The sequence below is a fragment of the Trabulsiella odontotermitis genome, assembly GCF_001297775.1.
GTDB lineage: Bacteria > Pseudomonadota > Gammaproteobacteria > Enterobacterales > Enterobacteriaceae > Trabulsiella > Trabulsiella odontotermitis.
In genome coordinates this window covers 128,130-145,294 of the sequence record NZ_LIFX01000004.1, presented here as the reverse complement: position 1 = coordinate 145,294, position 17,165 = coordinate 128,130, and the positions used below count along the sequence as shown (strand labels likewise).

General features: G+C 55.3%; 15 protein-coding genes. 4 read left to right on the top strand and 11 right to left on the bottom strand.

Translation table 11 applies throughout. The features are described from left to right. The first annotated feature begins 1 nt into the window (after nt 1). Both mfd and ldtC read left to right on the top strand, forming a co-directional pair. A complete protein-coding gene (gene mfd / locus AOY23_RS06260; protein WP_054178658.1) occupies nt 2–3,448 on the top strand; it encodes a transcription-repair coupling factor in 3,447 nt (1,148 codons plus the stop codon). A 155-nt stretch (nt 3,449–3,603) separates the two neighbouring features. Further along, the gene (gene ldtC, locus AOY23_RS06255; protein WP_054178659.1) at nt 3,604–4,569 is read left to right on the top strand and encodes a L,D-transpeptidase LdtC; all 966 of its coding nucleotides are present in this window, start codon (nt 3,604–3,606) and stop codon (nt 4,567–4,569) included. 83 nt (nt 4,570–4,652) lie between these two features. Here ldtC and bhsA read toward each other — a convergent pair whose 3' ends face one another. Beyond that, on the bottom strand, nt 4,653–4,910 hold the full coding sequence (gene bhsA / locus AOY23_RS06250; RefSeq protein WP_054178660.1) for a multiple stress resistance protein BhsA: 258 nt from the start codon (nt 4,908–4,910) through the stop codon (nt 4,653–4,655). Nucleotides 4,911–5,158: 248 nt separating this feature from the next. Here bhsA and AOY23_RS06245 point away from each other — a divergent pair, with 248 nt between their 5' ends. Beyond that, nucleotides 5,159–5,794 carry a TetR/AcrR family transcriptional regulator gene (locus AOY23_RS06245; RefSeq protein ID WP_054178661.1) on the top strand — a complete coding sequence of 212 codons (636 nt, stop codon included), beginning with the start codon at nt 5,159–5,161 and terminating at the stop codon, nt 5,792–5,794. 58 nt (nt 5,795–5,852) lie between these two features. Here the strand turns inward: AOY23_RS06245 and AOY23_RS06240 are convergent, their stop codons facing one another. The 8 genes from AOY23_RS06240 to hinT all read right to left on the bottom strand — a co-directional run bounded on the left by AOY23_RS06240 (nt 5,853) and on the right by hinT (nt 11,950). Beyond that, the gene (locus AOY23_RS06240; protein WP_072170933.1) at nt 5,853–6,392 is read right to left on the bottom strand and encodes a glycine zipper 2TM domain-containing protein; all 540 of its coding nucleotides are present in this window, start codon (nt 6,390–6,392) and stop codon (nt 5,853–5,855) included. A 203-nt stretch (nt 6,393–6,595) separates the two neighbouring features. Beyond that, nucleotides 6,596–7,900 carry an NAD(P)/FAD-dependent oxidoreductase gene (locus tag AOY23_RS06235; RefSeq protein ID WP_054178663.1) on the bottom strand — a complete coding sequence of 435 codons (1,305 nt, stop codon included), beginning with the start codon at nt 7,898–7,900 and terminating at the stop codon, nt 6,596–6,598. Between the two features lie 236 nt (nt 7,901–8,136). Then, entirely contained in the window at nt 8,137–8,679 is a 543-nt protein-coding gene (gene ycfP, locus AOY23_RS06230) for an alpha/beta hydrolase YcfP (RefSeq protein ID WP_054178664.1), read from the bottom strand. Between the two features lie 38 nt (nt 8,680–8,717). Next, nucleotides 8,718–9,743, bottom strand: coding sequence for a beta-N-acetylhexosaminidase (nagZ, locus tag AOY23_RS06225; RefSeq protein WP_054178665.1), 1,026 nt, complete (start codon nt 9,741–9,743; stop codon nt 8,718–8,720). A gap of 11 nt (nt 9,744–9,754) precedes the next feature. Continuing rightward, on the bottom strand, nt 9,755–10,579 hold the full coding sequence (gene thiK / locus AOY23_RS06220; protein WP_054178666.1) for a thiamine kinase: 825 nt from the start codon (nt 10,577–10,579) through the stop codon (nt 9,755–9,757). Beyond that, nucleotides 10,560–11,201, bottom strand: a complete 642-nt coding sequence (gene lpoB, locus AOY23_RS06215) for a penicillin-binding protein activator LpoB (protein ID WP_054178667.1) — start codon at nt 11,199–11,201, stop codon at nt 10,560–10,562. The genes thiK and lpoB overlap by 20 nt, the downstream gene beginning before the upstream one ends. A gap of 12 nt (nt 11,202–11,213) precedes the next feature. After that, nucleotides 11,214–11,588, bottom strand: a complete 375-nt coding sequence (locus AOY23_RS06210; protein WP_054178797.1) for a YcfL family putative periplasmic lipoprotein — start codon at nt 11,586–11,588, stop codon at nt 11,214–11,216. Between the two features lie 8 nt (nt 11,589–11,596). Further along, nucleotides 11,597–11,950 (bottom strand): purine nucleoside phosphoramidase, encoded by a 354-nt coding sequence (gene hinT / locus AOY23_RS06205; protein WP_054178668.1) that lies wholly within the window; start codon nt 11,948–11,950, stop codon nt 11,597–11,599. A 343-nt stretch (nt 11,951–12,293) separates the two neighbouring features. Between hinT and fhuE the strand changes: the two genes are divergently transcribed. Then, the gene (gene fhuE / locus AOY23_RS06200; RefSeq protein WP_054178669.1) at nt 12,294–14,501 is read left to right on the top strand and encodes a ferric-rhodotorulic acid/ferric-coprogen receptor FhuE; all 2,208 of its coding nucleotides are present in this window, start codon (nt 12,294–12,296) and stop codon (nt 14,499–14,501) included. Nucleotides 14,502–14,634: 133 nt separating this feature from the next. Here the strand turns inward: fhuE and ptsG are convergent, their stop codons facing one another. Together ptsG and AOY23_RS06190 are read right to left on the bottom strand one after the other, a co-directional pair. Beyond that, entirely contained in the window at nt 14,635–16,068 is a 1,434-nt protein-coding gene (ptsG, locus tag AOY23_RS06195) for a PTS glucose transporter subunit IIBC (RefSeq protein ID WP_054178670.1), read from the bottom strand. Nucleotides 16,069–16,366: 298 nt separating this feature from the next. After that, entirely contained in the window at nt 16,367–17,161 is a 795-nt protein-coding gene (locus AOY23_RS06190) for a metal-dependent hydrolase (RefSeq protein WP_054178671.1), read from the bottom strand. Nucleotides 17,162–17,165 lie beyond the last annotated feature (4 nt).

Here is a 17,165-nt window from a genome sequence, read left to right as displayed (position 1 = left end):
TATGCCTGAAAAACAACGATACGTCCTGCCCGCAAAAGCAGGCGAGCAGCGTCTGCTGGGCGAGTTAACCGGCGCCGCCTGTGCGACCGAAGTTGCCGAAATCATTGAACGTCATCGCGGTCCTGTGGTGTTAATTGCGCCGGATATGCAGAACGCGCTGCGGTTGCAGGATGAAGTCAGGCAGTTTACCGATGAGCTGGTGATGAACCTCGCGGACTGGGAAACGCTCCCCTACGATAGTTTTTCTCCGCATCAGGAAATCATCTCTTCCCGCCTCTCTACGCTGTATCAGTTGCCGACCATGCAGCGCGGCGTGCTTATCGTCGCGCTGAGTACGTTGATGCAGCGCGTATGCCCGCACAGTTTCCTTCACGGTCATGCGCTGGTGATGAAAAAAGGGCAACAGCTTTCGCGCGATGCCCTGCGCGCGCAACTCGACAGCGCCGGTTACCGGCATGTCGATCAGGTGATGGAACACGGCGAATACGCCACCCGCGGCGCATTGCTGGATCTCTACCCGATGGGCAGCGAACAGCCCTACCGTCTCGATTTCTTCGATGATGAAATCGACAGCCTGCGTCTGTTCGATGTCGATTCGCAACGCACGCTGGAAGAAGTCGACGCCATTAACTTGCTGCCTGCGCATGAGTTTCCGACCGACAAAGCCGCCATTGAGTTATTCCGCAGCCAGTGGCGCGATAAGTTTGACGTCAAACGCGACGCCGAACATATCTACCAGCAGGTCAGCAAAGGCACGCTCCCGGCGGGGATCGAATACTGGCAGCCGCTGTTTTTCAGCGAGCCGCTGCCAACCCTGTTCAGCTATTTCCCGGCCAGTACGCTGCTGGTGAATACCGGCGATCTTGAGGCCAGCGCGGATCGTTTTCAGAAAGAGGCGCAGGCACGCTTTGAAAGCCGCGGCGTCGATCCGATGCGCCCACTGCTGCCGCCCGAGCAACTCTGGCTGCGTACTGACGCGTTGTTCAGCGAACTGAAAAAATGGCCCCGCGTTCAGCTGAAAAAAGAGCACCTGACGGAGAAAGCCGCGCATCAGAATCTGGGTTACCAGACGTTGCCGGATCTCGCCGTTCAGGCGCAGCAAAAATCACCGCTGGATAACTTACGTAAATTCCTTGAAGCCTTTACTGGTCCGGTGATTTTCTCCGTGGAAAGTGAGGGCCGTCGTGAAGCGCTGGGCGAATTGCTGGCGCGCATCAAGCTGGCGCCGAAGCGTATCCTTCTTCTTGAAGAGGCGACTGCCAGCGGCCGTTACCTGATGCTCGGCGCGGCGGAACATGGTTATATTGATACCCTGCGCAACCGGGCGCTCATTTGTGAAAGCGACCTGCTCGGCGAGCGCGTGGCGCAGCGCCGTCAGGACAGCCGCCGGACCATCAACCCGGACACCCTCATTCGTAACCTCGCGGAGCTGCATCCGGGTCAGCCGGTGGTGCATCTGGAGCACGGCGTCGGGCGTTATGCCGGGCTCACCACGCTCGAAGCGGGGGGTATCAAGGGCGAATACCTGATGCTGACCTACGCGGGCGATGCAAAGCTGTACGTACCGGTATCTTCGCTGCACCTGATCAGCCGTTATGCGGGCGGTGCGGAAGATAACGCGCCACTGCATAAGCTTGGCGGTGATGCCTGGGCGCGGGCGCGGCAGAAAGCGGCCGAGAAAGTCCGCGATGTCGCTGCTGAGTTGCTGGATATTTATGCCCAGCGCGCGGCGAAATCCGGTTTTGCCTTCAAGCACGACCGCGAGCAGTACCAGCTGTTTTGCGACAGCTTCCCCTTCGAAACCACGCCGGATCAGGCGCAGGCCATCAACGCGGTGCTCAGCGACATGTGCCAGCCGCTGGCGATGGATCGTCTGGTCTGCGGCGACGTGGGCTTTGGTAAAACGGAAGTAGCCATGCGCGCCGCCTTCCTGGCCGTGGAAAACAACAAACAGGTCGCGGTGCTGGTGCCGACGACCCTGCTCGCGCAGCAGCACTTTGACAACTTCCGCGACCGCTTTGCCAACTGGCCGGTACGTATCGAAATGCTCTCCCGTTTCCGTAGCGCCAAAGAGCAGACACAGGTGCTGGAGCAAGCCGCTGCAGGCAAAATCGATATTCTGATTGGCACTCACAAGCTGCTGCAAAGTGATGTGAAGTGGAAAGATCTCGGTCTGCTGATCGTCGATGAAGAGCACCGTTTCGGGGTGCGTCATAAAGAGCGCATTAAAGCGATGCGTGCGGATGTCGATATCCTGACGCTGACCGCAACGCCGATCCCGCGAACGCTGAACATGGCGATGAGCGGAATGCGTGACCTGTCGATTATCGCCACGCCACCGGCACGCCGTCTGGCGGTGAAAACGTTTGTGCGTGAATACGACAGCCTGGTGGTTCGCGAAGCGATTCTGCGTGAAGTGCTGCGTGGCGGCCAGGTGTATTACCTGTACAACGACGTGGAAAATATTCAGAAAGCGGCGGATCGGCTGGCGGAGCTGGTGCCGGAAGCGCGTATTGCGATTGGTCACGGGCAGATGCGCGAGCGTGAGCTTGAGAGGGTGATGAATGATTTTCACCACCAGCGCTTTAACGTGCTGGTCTGTACCACCATCATCGAAACCGGGATCGACATTCCGACGGCAAACACCATTGTCATCGAACGCGCGGATCATTTCGGGCTGGCGCAGTTGCACCAGTTGCGCGGGCGCGTGGGGCGTTCACACCATCAGGCCTACGCCTGGCTGTTGACGCCGCACCCGAAAGCGATGACCACCGATGCGCAAAAACGTCTCGAAGCGATCGCCTCGCTGGAAGACCTGGGTGCCGGTTTCGCGCTGGCGACGCACGACCTGGAAATCCGTGGTGCGGGTGAACTGCTCGGCGAAGATCAGAGCGGGCAGATGGAAACCATCGGCTTCTCGCTGTACATGGAGTTGCTGGAAAACGCGGTGGATGCACTGAAAGCGGGTCGTGAACCGTCGCTGGAAGATCTCACCAGTCAGCAAACGGAAGTGGAACTGCGGATGCCGTCGCTGTTGCCGGATGATTTCATTCCTGATGTGAATACGCGCCTCTCCTTCTACAAGCGCATCGCCAGTGCGAAAAGTGAAAACGTGCTGGAAGAGCTGAAAGTCGAGTTGATTGACCGTTTCGGCCTGCTGCCCGATCCGGCGCGAAATCTGCTGGATATCGCCCGTTTACGCCAGCAGGCGCAGAAACTCGGCATCCGCAAGCTGGAAGGCAATGAAAAAGGCGGGGTGATTGAATTTAACGAGAAAAATCACGTGAACCCGGCATGGCTGATTGGCCTGTTGCAGAAGCAGCCGCAGCATTTCCGCCTCGACGGCCCTACCCGTCTCCGGTTTATGCAGGATCTGGCCGAGCGCAAAACCCGTATGGACTGGGTGCGCCAGTTCATGCAGCAACTTGAAGAGAATGCGGTCGCCTGAGTGACGATGTCGCCGGGTGGCACTGGTTGCCCGGCGCGCAACACGCTAATTTACAAACTCTTTGCAATCCACTGAAACATTTTCTCATCAACTGAATCCATAATAGATGTTTAGCTATTTCAGTAGCTGACAATTACCATGATGGATATTCAGTGATGATTAAACCTGTCGCGTTTTTCCGCTGGCTACCGCTGTTAATGGTCGCCTCATTATTCTCGCTCGCCCTTCCCGCTCACGCCAATACCTGGCCTTTACCGCCTGAAGGCAGTCGCGTGGTGGGCGAAAACCGCTTTCATGTCGTCGAAGATAACGGCGGCTCGCTGGAAGCGATTGCCAAAAAATACAACGTCGGGTTTCTCGCCCTGCTACAGGCAAACCCGGGAGTGGATCCTTACGTTCCCCGCGCGGGCAGCGTGCTGACGATCCCGCTGCAAACCCTGTTGCCGGACGCGCCGCGGGTGGGCATTGTGATCAATCTGGCGGAACTGCGTCTTTACTATTATCCTCCGGGTCAAAACGTGGTGACGGTCTATCCGATCGGCATTGGTCAGCTCGGCGGAGATACGCTGACGCCAACCATGGTCACGACGGTGTCTGATAAGCGCGCGAATCCGACCTGGACGCCGACCGCTAACATTCGCGCGCGTTATAAGGCGCAGGGCATTATTCTGCCGGCAGTGGTTCCGGCAGGCCCGGATAACCCGATGGGTCACCACGCGATCCGTCTGGCCGCTTACGGTGGTGTGTATCTTCTGCACGGCACCAATGCCGATTTCGGCATCGGTATGCGGGTCAGTTCCGGCTGTATTCGCCTGCGCGATGGTGACATCGAAACGCTGTTCAGAGTGATTAAGCCGGGTACGAAGGTCAATATCATCAATACGCCGATCAAAACCTCGGTGGAGCCTGGCGGCGTGCGCCTGGTCGAAGTACACCAGCCGCTGTCGAAGGATATTGATGACGATCCGCAGACACTGCCGATTGTTCTGACATCCGCGATGCAGACATTCAAAGATGCACCACAGACGGACGCTGACGTGATGACCCAGGTAATGGAAATACGCTCAGGTATGCCGGTGGATGTGACTCGTCATGGGGAGGTGGTGCAACAAGCGCTGTAATTTCCGTCCCGCGACGTAAAAAAGCCCTGCGTCTTACAACGCAGGGCTTTTTTTGTGGCAGTGGCATCAAGGGTTAGCGATGCTTATTTGTAGATGACAGCGGTACCGTGGAGGGTGTTAGGACCGGTCACAGAGGTAATGCGGTAAGATTTTGCACCCATGGCGTCAGCTTTTTGCGCCAGCTCGTCTTCCAGTGAACCCAGGTTCGTACCCGCCGTTGCGGAGATAGTCCCCACTTTATGCTGATTTGCCGGGGTGGATTGCACTTCAACTGCCGCGACGCTGGCAAATGACAGTGAGCTAAGAACGGCTGCGGCGATAAGAGTTTTAATACTTTTCATGATGATAAACCTTTGCAGATGAATTATGTACTGCCGTTAATTATTAAATTAACGAACGATACAGAAATCATAATGTGATCCACATCACACGTCAATATAATTTTTTAATGATCATTAAAATAATCCAAAAATCCATATTTTTCATACCGATAGGATTTTTTTATTTTTGTGGTGTCGCTACTGTTCGTACATAAGAAATGTTTTTATAATAGGCACGTTTTTATTACTGACTAAGGTACACCGGCACCATGACAACTGACGTTCCGAGTTGCACAAAAAAAAGCCGTGGCCGACCTAAAGTGTTCGACAGGGATGTGGCGCTTGATAAGGCCATGACACTCTTCTGGCAACATGGCTATGAAGCCACGTCGCTGGCAGATCTCGTAGAGGCAACGGGTGCGAAAGCCCCTACGCTTTACGCTGAGTTCGTGAATAAAGAAGGACTGTTTCGCGCAGTGCTTGACCGCTATGTGGCGCGTTTTGCAGCGAAGCATGAAGCTCAACTCTTTTGCGAAGAAAAGTCGTTAGAACAGGCCCTGCGTGATTATTTCACCGCGGTTGCTGCCTGCTTTACCAACAAAGAAACCCCGGCGGGCTGCTTTCTGATCAGCACCTCAGCGACCCTCGCGGCATCATCAAAAGAGATTGCGAAAACCATTAAATCGCGCCACGCCATGCAGGAGCAGACGCTGCGTCAGTTCCTCACCGAACGGCAACAGCGCGGTGAAATTCCGCAGGAAAAAGAGATTAACGATCTGGCGCAATTTCTGAGCTGCATCCTGCAGGGGATGTCCATCAGCGCCCGTGACGGTGCCAGCTTTGACTCGCTGATGCAAATCACCGACACCACGCTGCGTCTGTGGCCGCAAATCCTCGCCGCCTGACATAAAAAAGCCCCTCAGCCTGAGCAAATGAGGGGCGAATATTCCGGGAACTGCTTTTTTACGCTTTATTATTCAGGATCAGCTGGCCATTGTTATCCAGCGGGATCTGCGTGCCAGGATCTTTATCCATACGGATTTTCCCCTGCTGGTCGCCAATCTTGTAAGTCACATCATAACCGAGCATTTTTTCCGACTTGTCATACACCGTTTTACAGCGCTGCTGCGTGGTGGTGTAGGTGTCGTTGTCCTGCAGCGATCCCTGCACCTGGTTACCGGCATAACCCCCGCCCAGCGCGCCGACGACCGTGGCGACATCACGCCCTCGCCCACCACCGAACTGATGACCGATAACCCCACCGGCGACTGCGCCCAGTACCGAACCGGCAATACGGTTTTCGTCCTGCACCGGACGACGATGCGTGACGGCGACGTTGCGACATTCCTGCCGCGGCGTTTTGATGGTCTCTTTAATCGGGGTGGCGGAAACCACCTGTGCATACTGTGGGCCGCGATCAAAGACGTTCAGACTGGCTACTGCCGCCACGCCCAGCGCGGCAGCCACGCCAATCCCTATGCCCGCTAACATTGATTTATTCACGGGAGTTCCTCCTTTGTTGCTGTTAGTAACAATTTTGCAACGAGCAAGGGGGTTAAGCAAATCAGAAAGCGGATGAAAAGTGCGTGATCGTCCGGCAAATCGCATCGATTCAGAGTACTCTTAAGCGATAAAAGCAATATGCCGAAGGATATGCTGAAAACGCTGACCCGGCGGCTTGTCCGGGTCAGCGGTAAAACGTGGAATTAATGCAGTTTCAGGCGGGGACGGATAACGCGGTTAATGCTGCCCACCAGCATCATCAGCCCGGTTTTGAAATAACCGTGCAGCGCAATCTGATGCATGCGGTATAGCGAGATATAGACCATGCGCGCAATGCGCCCTTCCACCATCATCGAACCGCGCATCAGGTTACCCATCAGGCTGCCGACGGTAGAGTAGTTCGATAATGACACCAGCGAACCATGATCTTTATAGGTGTACGATTTCAGAGGCTTATCTTTCATCTGCGCGAGAATGTTATTCAGCGCGCAGGTCGCCATCTGGTGTGCGGCCTGCGCACGCGGAGGAACGAAACCGCCTTCCGGGCGCGCACAGGAGGCACAGTCGCCAATCGCATAGATATCCGCATCGCGGGTTGTCTGCAGCGTCGGACCCACCACCAGTTGATTAATGCGGTTGGTTTCGAGGCCGCCAATCTCTTTCATAAAGTCCGGCGCTTTGATGCCTGCCGCCCAGACCATCAGATCGGCTTTGATGTACTCGCCTTCTTTGGTATGCAGACCGCCTTCGTCCGCGCTGGTGACCATGGTTTGCGTCAGTACGCGCACGCCCATTTTCGTCAGCTCGTTGTGCGCGGCACCAGAAATGCGCGGCGGCAGCGCAGGCAGAATACGATCGCCCGCTTCCACCAGCGTGACATTCAGCGCTTCATTGGTTAGCCCTTTGTAGCCATAGCTGTGCAGCTGTTTCACTGCATTGTGCAGTTCAGCGGAGAGCTCAACGCCGGTCGCCCCACCGCCGACAATCGCGATGTTCACTTTGCCGTTCGCGCCGAGATGGCTGGAGTGCTTGAGAAACAGATTGAGCATTTCCTGATGGAAACGGCGCGCCTGATGCGGGTTATCGAGGAAGATGCAGTGATCTTTCACACCCGGCGTGTTGAAATCGTTTGAGGTACTGCCCAGCGCCATTACCAGCGTGTCGTACGGCAGTTTGCGTTCCGGTACCAGCAGATCGCCCTTGCTGTCGCGAATTTCCGCGAGAGTCAGGGTTTTGCTCTCACGATTGATATCGACCACTGAACCCAACTGGAACTGGAAATGATGGTTACGCGCATGCGCCAGATAGCTCAGCGCATCAACGCCTTCATCCAGCGAACCGGTCGCCACTTCGTGCAGCAGCGGTTTCCACAGATGGCTGTGATTGCGATCCACCAGCGTGATTTTTGCTTTTTTGCCACGGCCCAGCTTTCTGCCCAACTGAGTCGCCAGCTCCAGCCCGCCAGCACCACCGCCTACAATCACTATCTTTTTCAATGGTGTAGTCAACGTGACCCCCTTAAATTATTAACCAATTGTTAATTAAAAGTTATTTAAATAGCCTTTAATTAACAACAGGTTACCTGCGCGAAACCATTCAGCAGCACTGAGAATAACACGAACGGTGCATTGGTCATACCAAAATTGATATGCATCAAGTTTTACGCTTGTGATGATGAATAAGTTTAGCGGTTGAGGGGGCATTCGGACGCCCGGCAGACAGAACGCCGCCGGGCCTGAAGAGATTAACCTAAGGTTTTAAACGCCTTGATACGCTGCAGATGTGGGGAGATATTTTTGAATTTATGGGTCTGCACTTCATCCCAGATGATTTCATAGTAATGGTGCAGTAAATCCGCCGAACGCTGGCTGTTCAGTGATTCATCCTGTCGGGAGAGGATCACCAGGCAGCGGTCGCGGTTTTTCTCGCGGAAATTGCTGACGCATTTGGTGGCGATATCCACATACTCTTCCGGGCGGTCAATCCTCCCTTCCATGTTTTCATTAGGATAGAGATTCGGGTTGAACATCACCTGGCGCACATCGCACAGGAAACCGATACGTTCCGCCCAGTAGCCGCCGAGCCCGACGCCACAGATGAGCGGTCGTTCATCAACGTTGAGCTGTAGCATCTTGTCGACTTCCTTCAACAAATGCTGCATATCGTGTTTCGGATGGAGCGTGCTGTAGCTTATCAACCGCACATCCGGATCGATAAATTGCAGCTGCAACACCTTTTCGTGGTTACCCGGGCTGTTCGAGTCAAAACCGTGTAAATAAATAATCATCACATCCTCACAACACTTCCGATCCCGATGCGGGAGAATTAACGATCCGCTTTATGCGCCTGCCAGCGTTCATGCAGCTGTTCCAGCTGTGCGCTGACCGTCTTCCAGCGAGAGGAATCCATCAACGTCTGACGCGTCAATGTTCCCTGATGATACAATTTCGTAACACGCTCTGCTTTGATCGGCGACAGATTATCCAGCACACTGACCGCACCCTTACGATTATTGCAGACCAGGATCATATCGCAACCTGCATCCAGCGACGCCTGCCCGCGTTCCGCGTAGCTGCCCATAATTGCGGCCCCTTCCATCGACAAATCGTCAGAGAAGATAACGCCATCGAAACCCAGTTCGCCGCGCAACACGGTTTTCAGCCAGTGCGGCGAGCCGCTGGCCGGACGCGGATCGACATCGCTGTAGATGACATGCGCAGGCATGATGGCATCAAGACGTTGCTCGTCGATTAACGTGCGGAACACCGACATATCGTTGGCGATAATTTCCGCCTGCGGACGCGGGTCCCGCGGCGTCTCTTTATGAGAATCAGCCGTCACCGCGCCGTGACCCGGGAAATGTTTACCGGTGGTTTTCATGCCAGCGCTGTGCATGCCGTCGATAACGTGACGCGCCATCGCCAGCGCTTTGGCCGGATCGTCATGGTAAGAACGTTCGCCAATCGCCGCGCTGATATGCCCGACGTCCAGTACCGGGGCGAAACTGATGTCGATATCCATTGAAATCATTTCGCTGGCCATCAGCCATCCGGCGTCCTGCGCCAGTTTGCCGCCCTCTTCCATCCCCAGCAGCGCAGCAAAGGACTGCGCCGCAGGCAGACGGGTGAAACCGTCACGAAAACGCTGAACGCGCCCGCCTTCCTGATCAACGGCAACCACCAGATGATTGCGTGATGCGGAGCGGATCTGGCGCACCAGCTCGCGCAGTTGCGCGGGATCGTGATAATTGCGGGTAAAAATAATCAGCCCGCCAACCAGCGGGTGGGCCAGGATTTCGCGTTCTTCCGCATCCAGCTCAAACCCTTCGACATCCAACATTACTGGACCCACAAAGACCTCTCTTATCCATTTGTCTTAAGCTGGCACCATGTCTCATCTGCCAGCGTGATAAATCGTTGCTCGCCGGTCTGTACCCAGCGACATTCAAACCAGCCCGCTTTTAGCATCAGCAGCCATGGCCGCCAGCGCTGAACCTGCCGCCACAGGCATTGTGGCTCAATCTTCGCCAGCGCCGCGTAATCTCCGACCAGTTGGCGATGCTCCGCGTCACTGCTGACCCAGACGGCCGCCAGCTCCAGAGCGATATCGCCATCACCGGCATATTCCCAGTCAATCAGCCGCAACCCCGCCGCCGTATGGACGATATTTCCGGCATGAATATCCATATGCAGCGGCGCCAGGCGCAGCGGAACGGGTTCACCGGCTTTGCGCAAGCGGTGCAACTGGCGCAACCAGAACGGTGTACGGCGCGCGGGCGCGCTTTGTTGCCAGTAACCCTGCAACAACGGCAACAGCGATATTCGCCAGCCAAACCGGGGCTGTTGATGCAGATAATACAACATTGCCGCCAGTTGACGAGGTTCCGGCAGCGCGCTTTTAACCTCGCCTGCGAAATAGTCCACCGCCATCCAGCCGGGTGTGTAAAAGCGCGGGCGCGGCGCCAGATCATCAGGAAGCTGCGACAGCGCATGATACTGGCGGAGAAAATGGTATTCGGCGTCCTGCGGGGTGTGATGCTGACGCAGCACTAACCGCTGGTCGCCGTTTTCAATGATGCAGCTACCGCCGCTTAATCCTGTAGAAACGGCATTCGCGGCGGGCTGATAATCGGGGAAAAAGCGTGACAGGACCGCGTCACGCGTCAGTTTACTGTTGCTGCACTGCACCTTTACCTGACCAGATAATCTCGCCAGTCTGAACCAGCATCAGTTGCATTTGCAGCGTCGGTGCATTGACGTTGCCGGTGGCGTTCGAGTACAGCACATACTGGGCACCGACGTTACGCGCAATGCCCATCGCTTTGCTGCGGGAACCGAGGCTGTCCTGCGGCGACAGGCCAAGCTGTTGTTTGGCGACAGCCAGTTGCTGCACGGAGACCAGCGTGAATTTGCCGTTACCGCTCAGCGCGTTATGCAGCGCCGTAGTGGCCTCGCTGGCATTCAGCGAACCATTGGTGCGGTTATTGACGCTGTCGACCAGCAGAATGCTGCCCGCGTTGACACCTTCGGACTGCAGCATTTTGCCGACCATCGGCTGTACGGCGCCATTCCAGTCATAATGACGAACACGCGGCGCGGGCTGCCCGGTCTGATCCGTTTGTTCAATCGGGCCGGGTTGCTGCGGAATCGTCGGCACGGAGGGGACCGTCGGCTCCGGTTGTTGTGGCACCGGCTGCTGCGGTGTCGGTTTTACCTGTTCGACAGGCGCGGGCTCTTCGCGTTGCCCCACACACCCTGACAGGACGATCGCCAGTGCCGTCATTAATGCATAGCGACTCAATTTTGACATCACGATTACCCCTTAAAGATAAAGATAAAGGCGGACTTTATGCGCCCCAAGATTATTTGCGCTGCCGTAGAGCGTCACGGAGGCATTGCCCGGCACCGTCACGCTGCGCGGCGCTTCGAGGGGATGCATTTCCAGCCCTCTGGCGTCATACCAGTAAAAACGATAGTGAAGCGTCACCGGTTCGCGGCGCTCGTTGAAGATGACAGAAGAAGCGGTCGCCTGAATTTCTGAGGTGGTCAGTTCCGGCTTTTCCGCGCTGATCCCGGCGACCAGAACGTTCGATTCCATGACCAGCGTCTGCTGGTCGCCAACCGGGATCTCCGGGTGCGAACCGCAGCCCGCCAGCGTCAGCAAAGCCAGCATCAGGGTGAAACGCCCTGTCTTCATGTTCACCTTCACTTTCTCGACAGCATCGGCCCCAGCGGACGACCGCCGAGCAGGTGCATATGAATATGATAGACTTCCTGCCCGCCGTGGCGGTTGCAGTTCACAATCAGGCGATAACCGTCTTCGGCAATCCCTTCCTGTTCGGCAATTTTAGCGGCGACGGTCATCATGCGCCCCAGCGCCAGTTCATGCTCGGCGGTGACGTGGTTGACCGTCGGGATCAGGAGGTTGGGAACAATCAGGACGTGCGTCGGCGCCTGCGGCGAGATATCACGAAATGCGGTGACAAGATCGTCCTGATAAACGATATCCGACGGGATTTCGCGACGAATGATTTTGCTGAAAATCGTTTCTTCTGCCATGGCCTGTTCCTTTTTAATTATTCACCGTGCGGTAATCTGACAAACAGAATAGAACACTGAGTATGAGCGACTTACTCCCTGTCTTTCAACCTGAAACCGTGATTTCTTATCCTCTTAGCCGTTAGCTGCTGCCGGAATAACCACTCTTCTCCCGCCGACCTCTCTGCAGACGTAAAACAAAGTTTCATTGATATCGGTTACATCTGTTTACAGTCGTAATTCGAATGCGTATATTTCTCATTTGCATTTGTATGCACAAAATGCACAACCGCGTCTCACCATAACGCTGGCCCCGCGACGACGGGGTGTAAGCCAGAACAACAATTATATTAAAGGGTTTATTATGACTTTCATTGATAACATCAGGGACGAGCGGCGCTCCCCTGCCACCGCGCCGGCAGTACTGGCAGTTTGTATTGCAGCGGCACTCTTCCCCAATACCCTGCGCGCCGCCAGCCAGGATCAGGAGGAGAAGATCGTCGTTGAAGGCACTACAGATACCAGTAGCGACAGCCAGGATCAGGATTACAGCGTCAAAACCACCACCACCGGCACCAAACTGCTGCTGGTTCCGCGCGATATTCCGCAGTCGGTTAGCGTTATCAGCCAGCAGCGTATGGCGGATCAGGAACTGAACACCATCGGTCAGGTGCTGGATAACACCACCGGGGTGAGCGCTTCCCGCATTGATACCAGCCGTACCAACTTCTATTCCCGTGGTTTCTTCATCAGCAACTTTGCCTATGAAGATATGCCAACATTCCTCGATAACCGCTGGAACTTTGGCGATACCGCTGGCGATACGGCGATTTACGATAAAATCGAAGTGGTGCGCGGCGCGGCGGGCCTGATGAGCGGCACCGGTAACCCTTCCGCCTACGTCAACATGGTACGTAAACATGCCGACAGCAAAGAATTCAAAGGGACAGCCTCCGCGACCTATGGCAGTTGGGACAAACAGCGTTACGTGCTGGATCTGCAGGCACCGCTGACCGAATCCGGCAATGTTCGCGGGCGCATGATCACCGGTTATCAGGACAACGATTCCTGGATCGAGCGCAACCATTATCGTAAGAAATTCATTTACGGCGTTGTGGATGCCGATGTCACCGATTCCACCACCCTGTCCGTCGGTTATGATTACCAGGAAAGCGAAGAAGACAGCCCGACCTGGGGCGGCTTCCCGTCCATGTTCAGCGACGGCAGCAAAACCCATTTCCGTCGCGGTTTTAACACCTCCGCTGACTGGACTTATTCCAATAAAGATTCCACAAAGATTTTTGCCAACCTGACCCAACGCTTTGATAACGGCTGGGAAGCGAAGCTCAACGCCATGCACGCGGAAACCAACTTCGACAGCAAGTTGATGTACATCGATGGTTACCCGGATAAAGCCACCGGCCTGTATGATGCCTCCAAATGGTACGGCGCCTGGGGCGGCTGGAACCGTGGCGAACGGAAACAGGACTCCGTGGATGCGTTCGTCCGCGGCGGTTACGACCTGCTGGGCCGTCAGCATGAGCTGATGCTGGGCGGCAGTTACAGCCGTCAGCGCAATAACTACGACAATTCCTTCCCGGTTAACAGTAACTTCGGTTTGATGGATGTGGGCAGTATCTACGATTACAACGGTAAGCTGGCCGATCCGACCTGGTCTGATTTTGCCCTTTACCAGCGTGACGTGATTCGCCAGAAATCCGTCTATGCCGCGACACGTCTCTCGCTTGCCGACCCGCTGCATTTGATCCTCGGGGCCCGTTACACCGAATGGAGCGCGAAATATAACCTCGAGCGCAAGCCCGATGAAATCCGCACTTCAAAATTCGATGACGTCACGCCGTATGCCGGTCTGATTTACGACATTGATGATACCTGGTCCGTCTATACCAGCTATACCTCTATCTTCCAGCCATCGGGTCAGCGTGACGTGAACAGCAAGTTTATCGATCCAACGACCGGTAAGAGCTACGAAGCGGGTGTGAAAGGCGACTGGTTTAATACCCGTCTGACCGCCTCGGTATCTGTGTTCCGTATCGAACAGGACAATGTGGCCGTTTCAACCGGGACAACGATTCCGGGTTCCGGTGGGCAGACCGCCTATAAATCGGTTGATGGCACCGTCAGTAAAGGTATCGAATTCGAGCTGAACGGCGCGCTGACCGACAACTGGCAGTTGACCTTTGGCGGTAGCCGTTACATTGCGGAAGATGAAGACGGTAACGCCGTGAACCCAAGCCAGCCGCGGACCTCGCTGAAGCTGTTCACCCGTTATCAGTTGCCAATGCTGCCTGAGCTGACCGTCGGTGGCGGTGCTCGCTGGCAGAACAAAACCTGGCAGGATATCGATAACGGCCCGAATGGCGTGACGCAGATTACCCAGGATGGCTATACCGTGGTCGATCTCTTTACCCGCTATCAGGTGACCAAAGACTTCGCGATTCAGGGCAACCTGAACAACGTGTTTGATGAAGAATATTACGATTATCTGGGCACCTACGGTGTCTATGGCGCACCGCGTAATTTCTCTGTCAGCGCAAGCTACAGTTTCTAAAAAAGAGTCGGGTGGCGCTGCGCTTACCCGACCTACGATCCAGGTCGTTGTAGGCCCGGTAAGGCGCAGCCGCCACCGGGCAAAAAGTAAAAAAGGCAGCCATTCGGCTGCCTTAGTCTCCCCTCAAACTGACTTAGTTGTTGCGGATGTAATCATCCATTTCGGTTTTCAGGTTATCGGATTTGGTACCGAAAATCGCCTGTACACCGGAACCTGCAACAACCACACCTGCGGCACCCAGTTTCTTCAGGCCAGCCTGATCCACTTTCGCCACATCCGCGACACTGACGCGCAGACGCGTAATACAGGCGTCGAGGTTAGTGATGTTGGTTTTACCACCAAAAGCGGCGACCAGGGCTGGCGCCATTTCGCTGGAAACACCAGCTTTCACATCGTCAGAAGCATCTTCGCGACCCGGCGTTTTCAGGTCCAGCGCTTTGATCAGCACACGGAAAATGGTGTAGTAAACGATGGCGTAGCAGATACCGACAATCGGGAACAGCCACAGTTTGCTGCTGTTACCGGACAGGACGATGAAGTCGATCAGACCGTGCGAGAACGACGTACCGTCACGCATACCGAGCAGGATAGCGATCGGGAAAGCCAGACCGGCCAGAATCGCGTGGATCACGTACAGGATCGGCGCAACGAACATGAAGGAGAACTCGATCGGCTCGGTGATACCGGTCAGGAACGAGGTCAGCGCGGCGGAGATCATGATACCGCCCACTTTCGCGCGGTTTTCTGGTTTCGCAGAGTGCCAGATGGCGATTGCCGCTGCCGGCAGACCGTACATCTTGAACAGGAAGCCGCCAGACAGCTTGCCCGCCGTCGGGTCGCCTGCCATGTAGCGCGGAATATCACCGTGGAACACCTGACCCGCAGCGTTGGTGTATTCACCGATTTGCATCTGGAAAGGAACGTTCCAGATATGGTGCAGACCGAACGGTACCAGGCAACGCTCAACGAAACCGTAGATGCCGAAAGCGACAACCGGGTTCTGATACGCCGCCCACTGGGAGAAGGTCTGGATAGCAGTACCAATCGGTGGCCAGATGAAGGAGAGGATCACACCGGTGAAAATAGCCGCCAGACCGGAAATAATCGGTACAAAGCGCTTACCCGCAAAGAAGCCCAGATATTCAGGCAACTTGATGCGATAGAAGCGGTTGAACATATAGGCTGCGATCGCACCCGAAATGATACCGCCAAGCACGCCGGTATCTGCGAGGTGTTTCGCCGCAATCTCTTCCGCAGGTAAATGCAGGACCAGCGGTGCGACAACCGCCATGGTTTTCACCATGATGCCGTAAGCCACTACTGCAGCCAGCGCAGAAACGCCATCGTTATTGGTGAAGCCAAGTGCAACACCGATAGCGAAGATCAGCGGCATGTTGGCGAAGACCGAACCGCCCGCTTCCGCCATAACATGGGAAACGACGGTTGGCAGCCAGCTGAAGTTAGCCGAACCGACGCCCAGCAGGATACCTGCGATAGGCAGTACGGATACTGGCAGCATCAGCGATTTACCGACCTTCTGCAGGTTAGCAAATGCATTCTTAAACATAATTGAGAGTGCTCCTGAGTATTTGTGCTTTTAGTACGTATTCACGCATTGGCACGGGGGGAGAGCCGTGCCGTGGACAGGACATCTAAGCGCCCTTTATTTATTACACAGAGTAAAATAAATCAGCTGAATGTTGTTTGACGGCTATCACGTTTCGGTTAGCACCAGCCGAAAAACTTGCGTTTCTTTACATAAGTGATGTCAGGATGTGTCAAATAACCCGTCCACCGCCCATTTTATGGCGGTGAACTTTACCCGGTTTGCTTATTAATTACGAGCTTTAAAATAACCTAAGAAATCAGGCGTCTTGCAGGCGGGAAGGGGCGATATGGAACAGGCGGGCGAAGTTTTCGGTGGTCTGTTGCGCCAGTTGTTCCACGGTTACACCTTTCACCACGGCCATGTATTCAGCAACATCACGCACCAGCGCAGGCTGGTTCTCTTTTCCGCGATGGGGAACCGGCGCCAGGTACGGGGAATCGGTTTCCACCAGCAGCCGGTCCAGCGGCACGTAACGCGCGGCATCCCGGAGTTGCTCAGCATTGCGGAAGGTCACGATGCCGGAAAACGAAATATAAAACCCGAGATCCAGCAATTTGCCTGCGGTTTCCCGATCTTCAGTGAAACAGTGTAGTACACCGCCGCAATCCGTCACCTGCTCTTCACGCAGGATCGCCAGTGTATCTTCGCGTGCGTCTCGGGTATGCACAATGACCGGTTTGTTCAGCTCGCGCCCGATGCGAATGTGATGGCGAAACGATTCCTGCTGCCGCGCTTTTGTTTCCGGCGTGTAGTAATAGTCGAGCCCGGTTTCGCCCATGGCGACCACGCCCTCTTCTGCCGCCAGCTTGCGCAGCGCTTCAACGTCATAGGTCTCATCCTGATTGAGCGGATGCACGCCGCAGGAATAAACCACATCATCACGGTTTCCCACCAGTTCACGCATGTTGCGGTAACCCGGCAGCGTCGTGGCGACCGCGAGGAAAAATTTAACGTCACGGGCGGCGGCTTTGGCCAGCGCGTCGTTAACGTCTTTATGCAGGGATTGATAATCCAGGCCATCGAGATGGCAGTGTGAGTCGACTAAAAACATAATG

Coding starts and splice junctions, on each gene's coding strand:
- mfd (WP_054178658.1), top strand. CDS start 2: ATGCCTGAAAAACAACGATACGTCCTGCCCGCAAAAGCAGGCGAGCAG.
- ldtC (WP_054178659.1), top strand. CDS start 3,604: ATGATTAAACCTGTCGCGTTTTTCCGCTGGCTACCGCTGTTAATGGTC.
- bhsA (WP_054178660.1), bottom strand. CDS start 4,910: ATGAAAAGTATTAAAACTCTTATCGCCGCAGCCGTTCTTAGCTCACTG.
- AOY23_RS06245 (WP_054178661.1), top strand. CDS start 5,159: ATGACAACTGACGTTCCGAGTTGCACAAAAAAAAGCCGTGGCCGACCT.
- ycfP (WP_054178664.1), bottom strand. CDS start 8,679: ATGATTATTTATTTACACGGTTTTGACTCGAACAGCCCGGGTAACCAC.
- lpoB (WP_054178667.1), bottom strand. CDS start 11,201: ATGTCAAAATTGAGTCGCTATGCATTAATGACGGCACTGGCGATCGTC.
- AOY23_RS06210 (WP_054178797.1), bottom strand. CDS start 11,588: ATGAAGACAGGGCGTTTCACCCTGATGCTGGCTTTGCTGACGCTGGCG.
- hinT (WP_054178668.1), bottom strand. CDS start 11,950: ATGGCAGAAGAAACGATTTTCAGCAAAATCATTCGTCGCGAAATCCCG.
- fhuE (WP_054178669.1), top strand. CDS start 12,294: ATGACTTTCATTGATAACATCAGGGACGAGCGGCGCTCCCCTGCCACC.
- ptsG (WP_054178670.1), bottom strand. CDS start 16,068: ATGTTTAAGAATGCATTTGCTAACCTGCAGAAGGTCGGTAAATCGCTG.
- AOY23_RS06190 (WP_054178671.1), bottom strand. CDS start 17,161: ATGTTTTTAGTCGACTCACACTGCCATCTCGATGGCCTGGATTATCAA.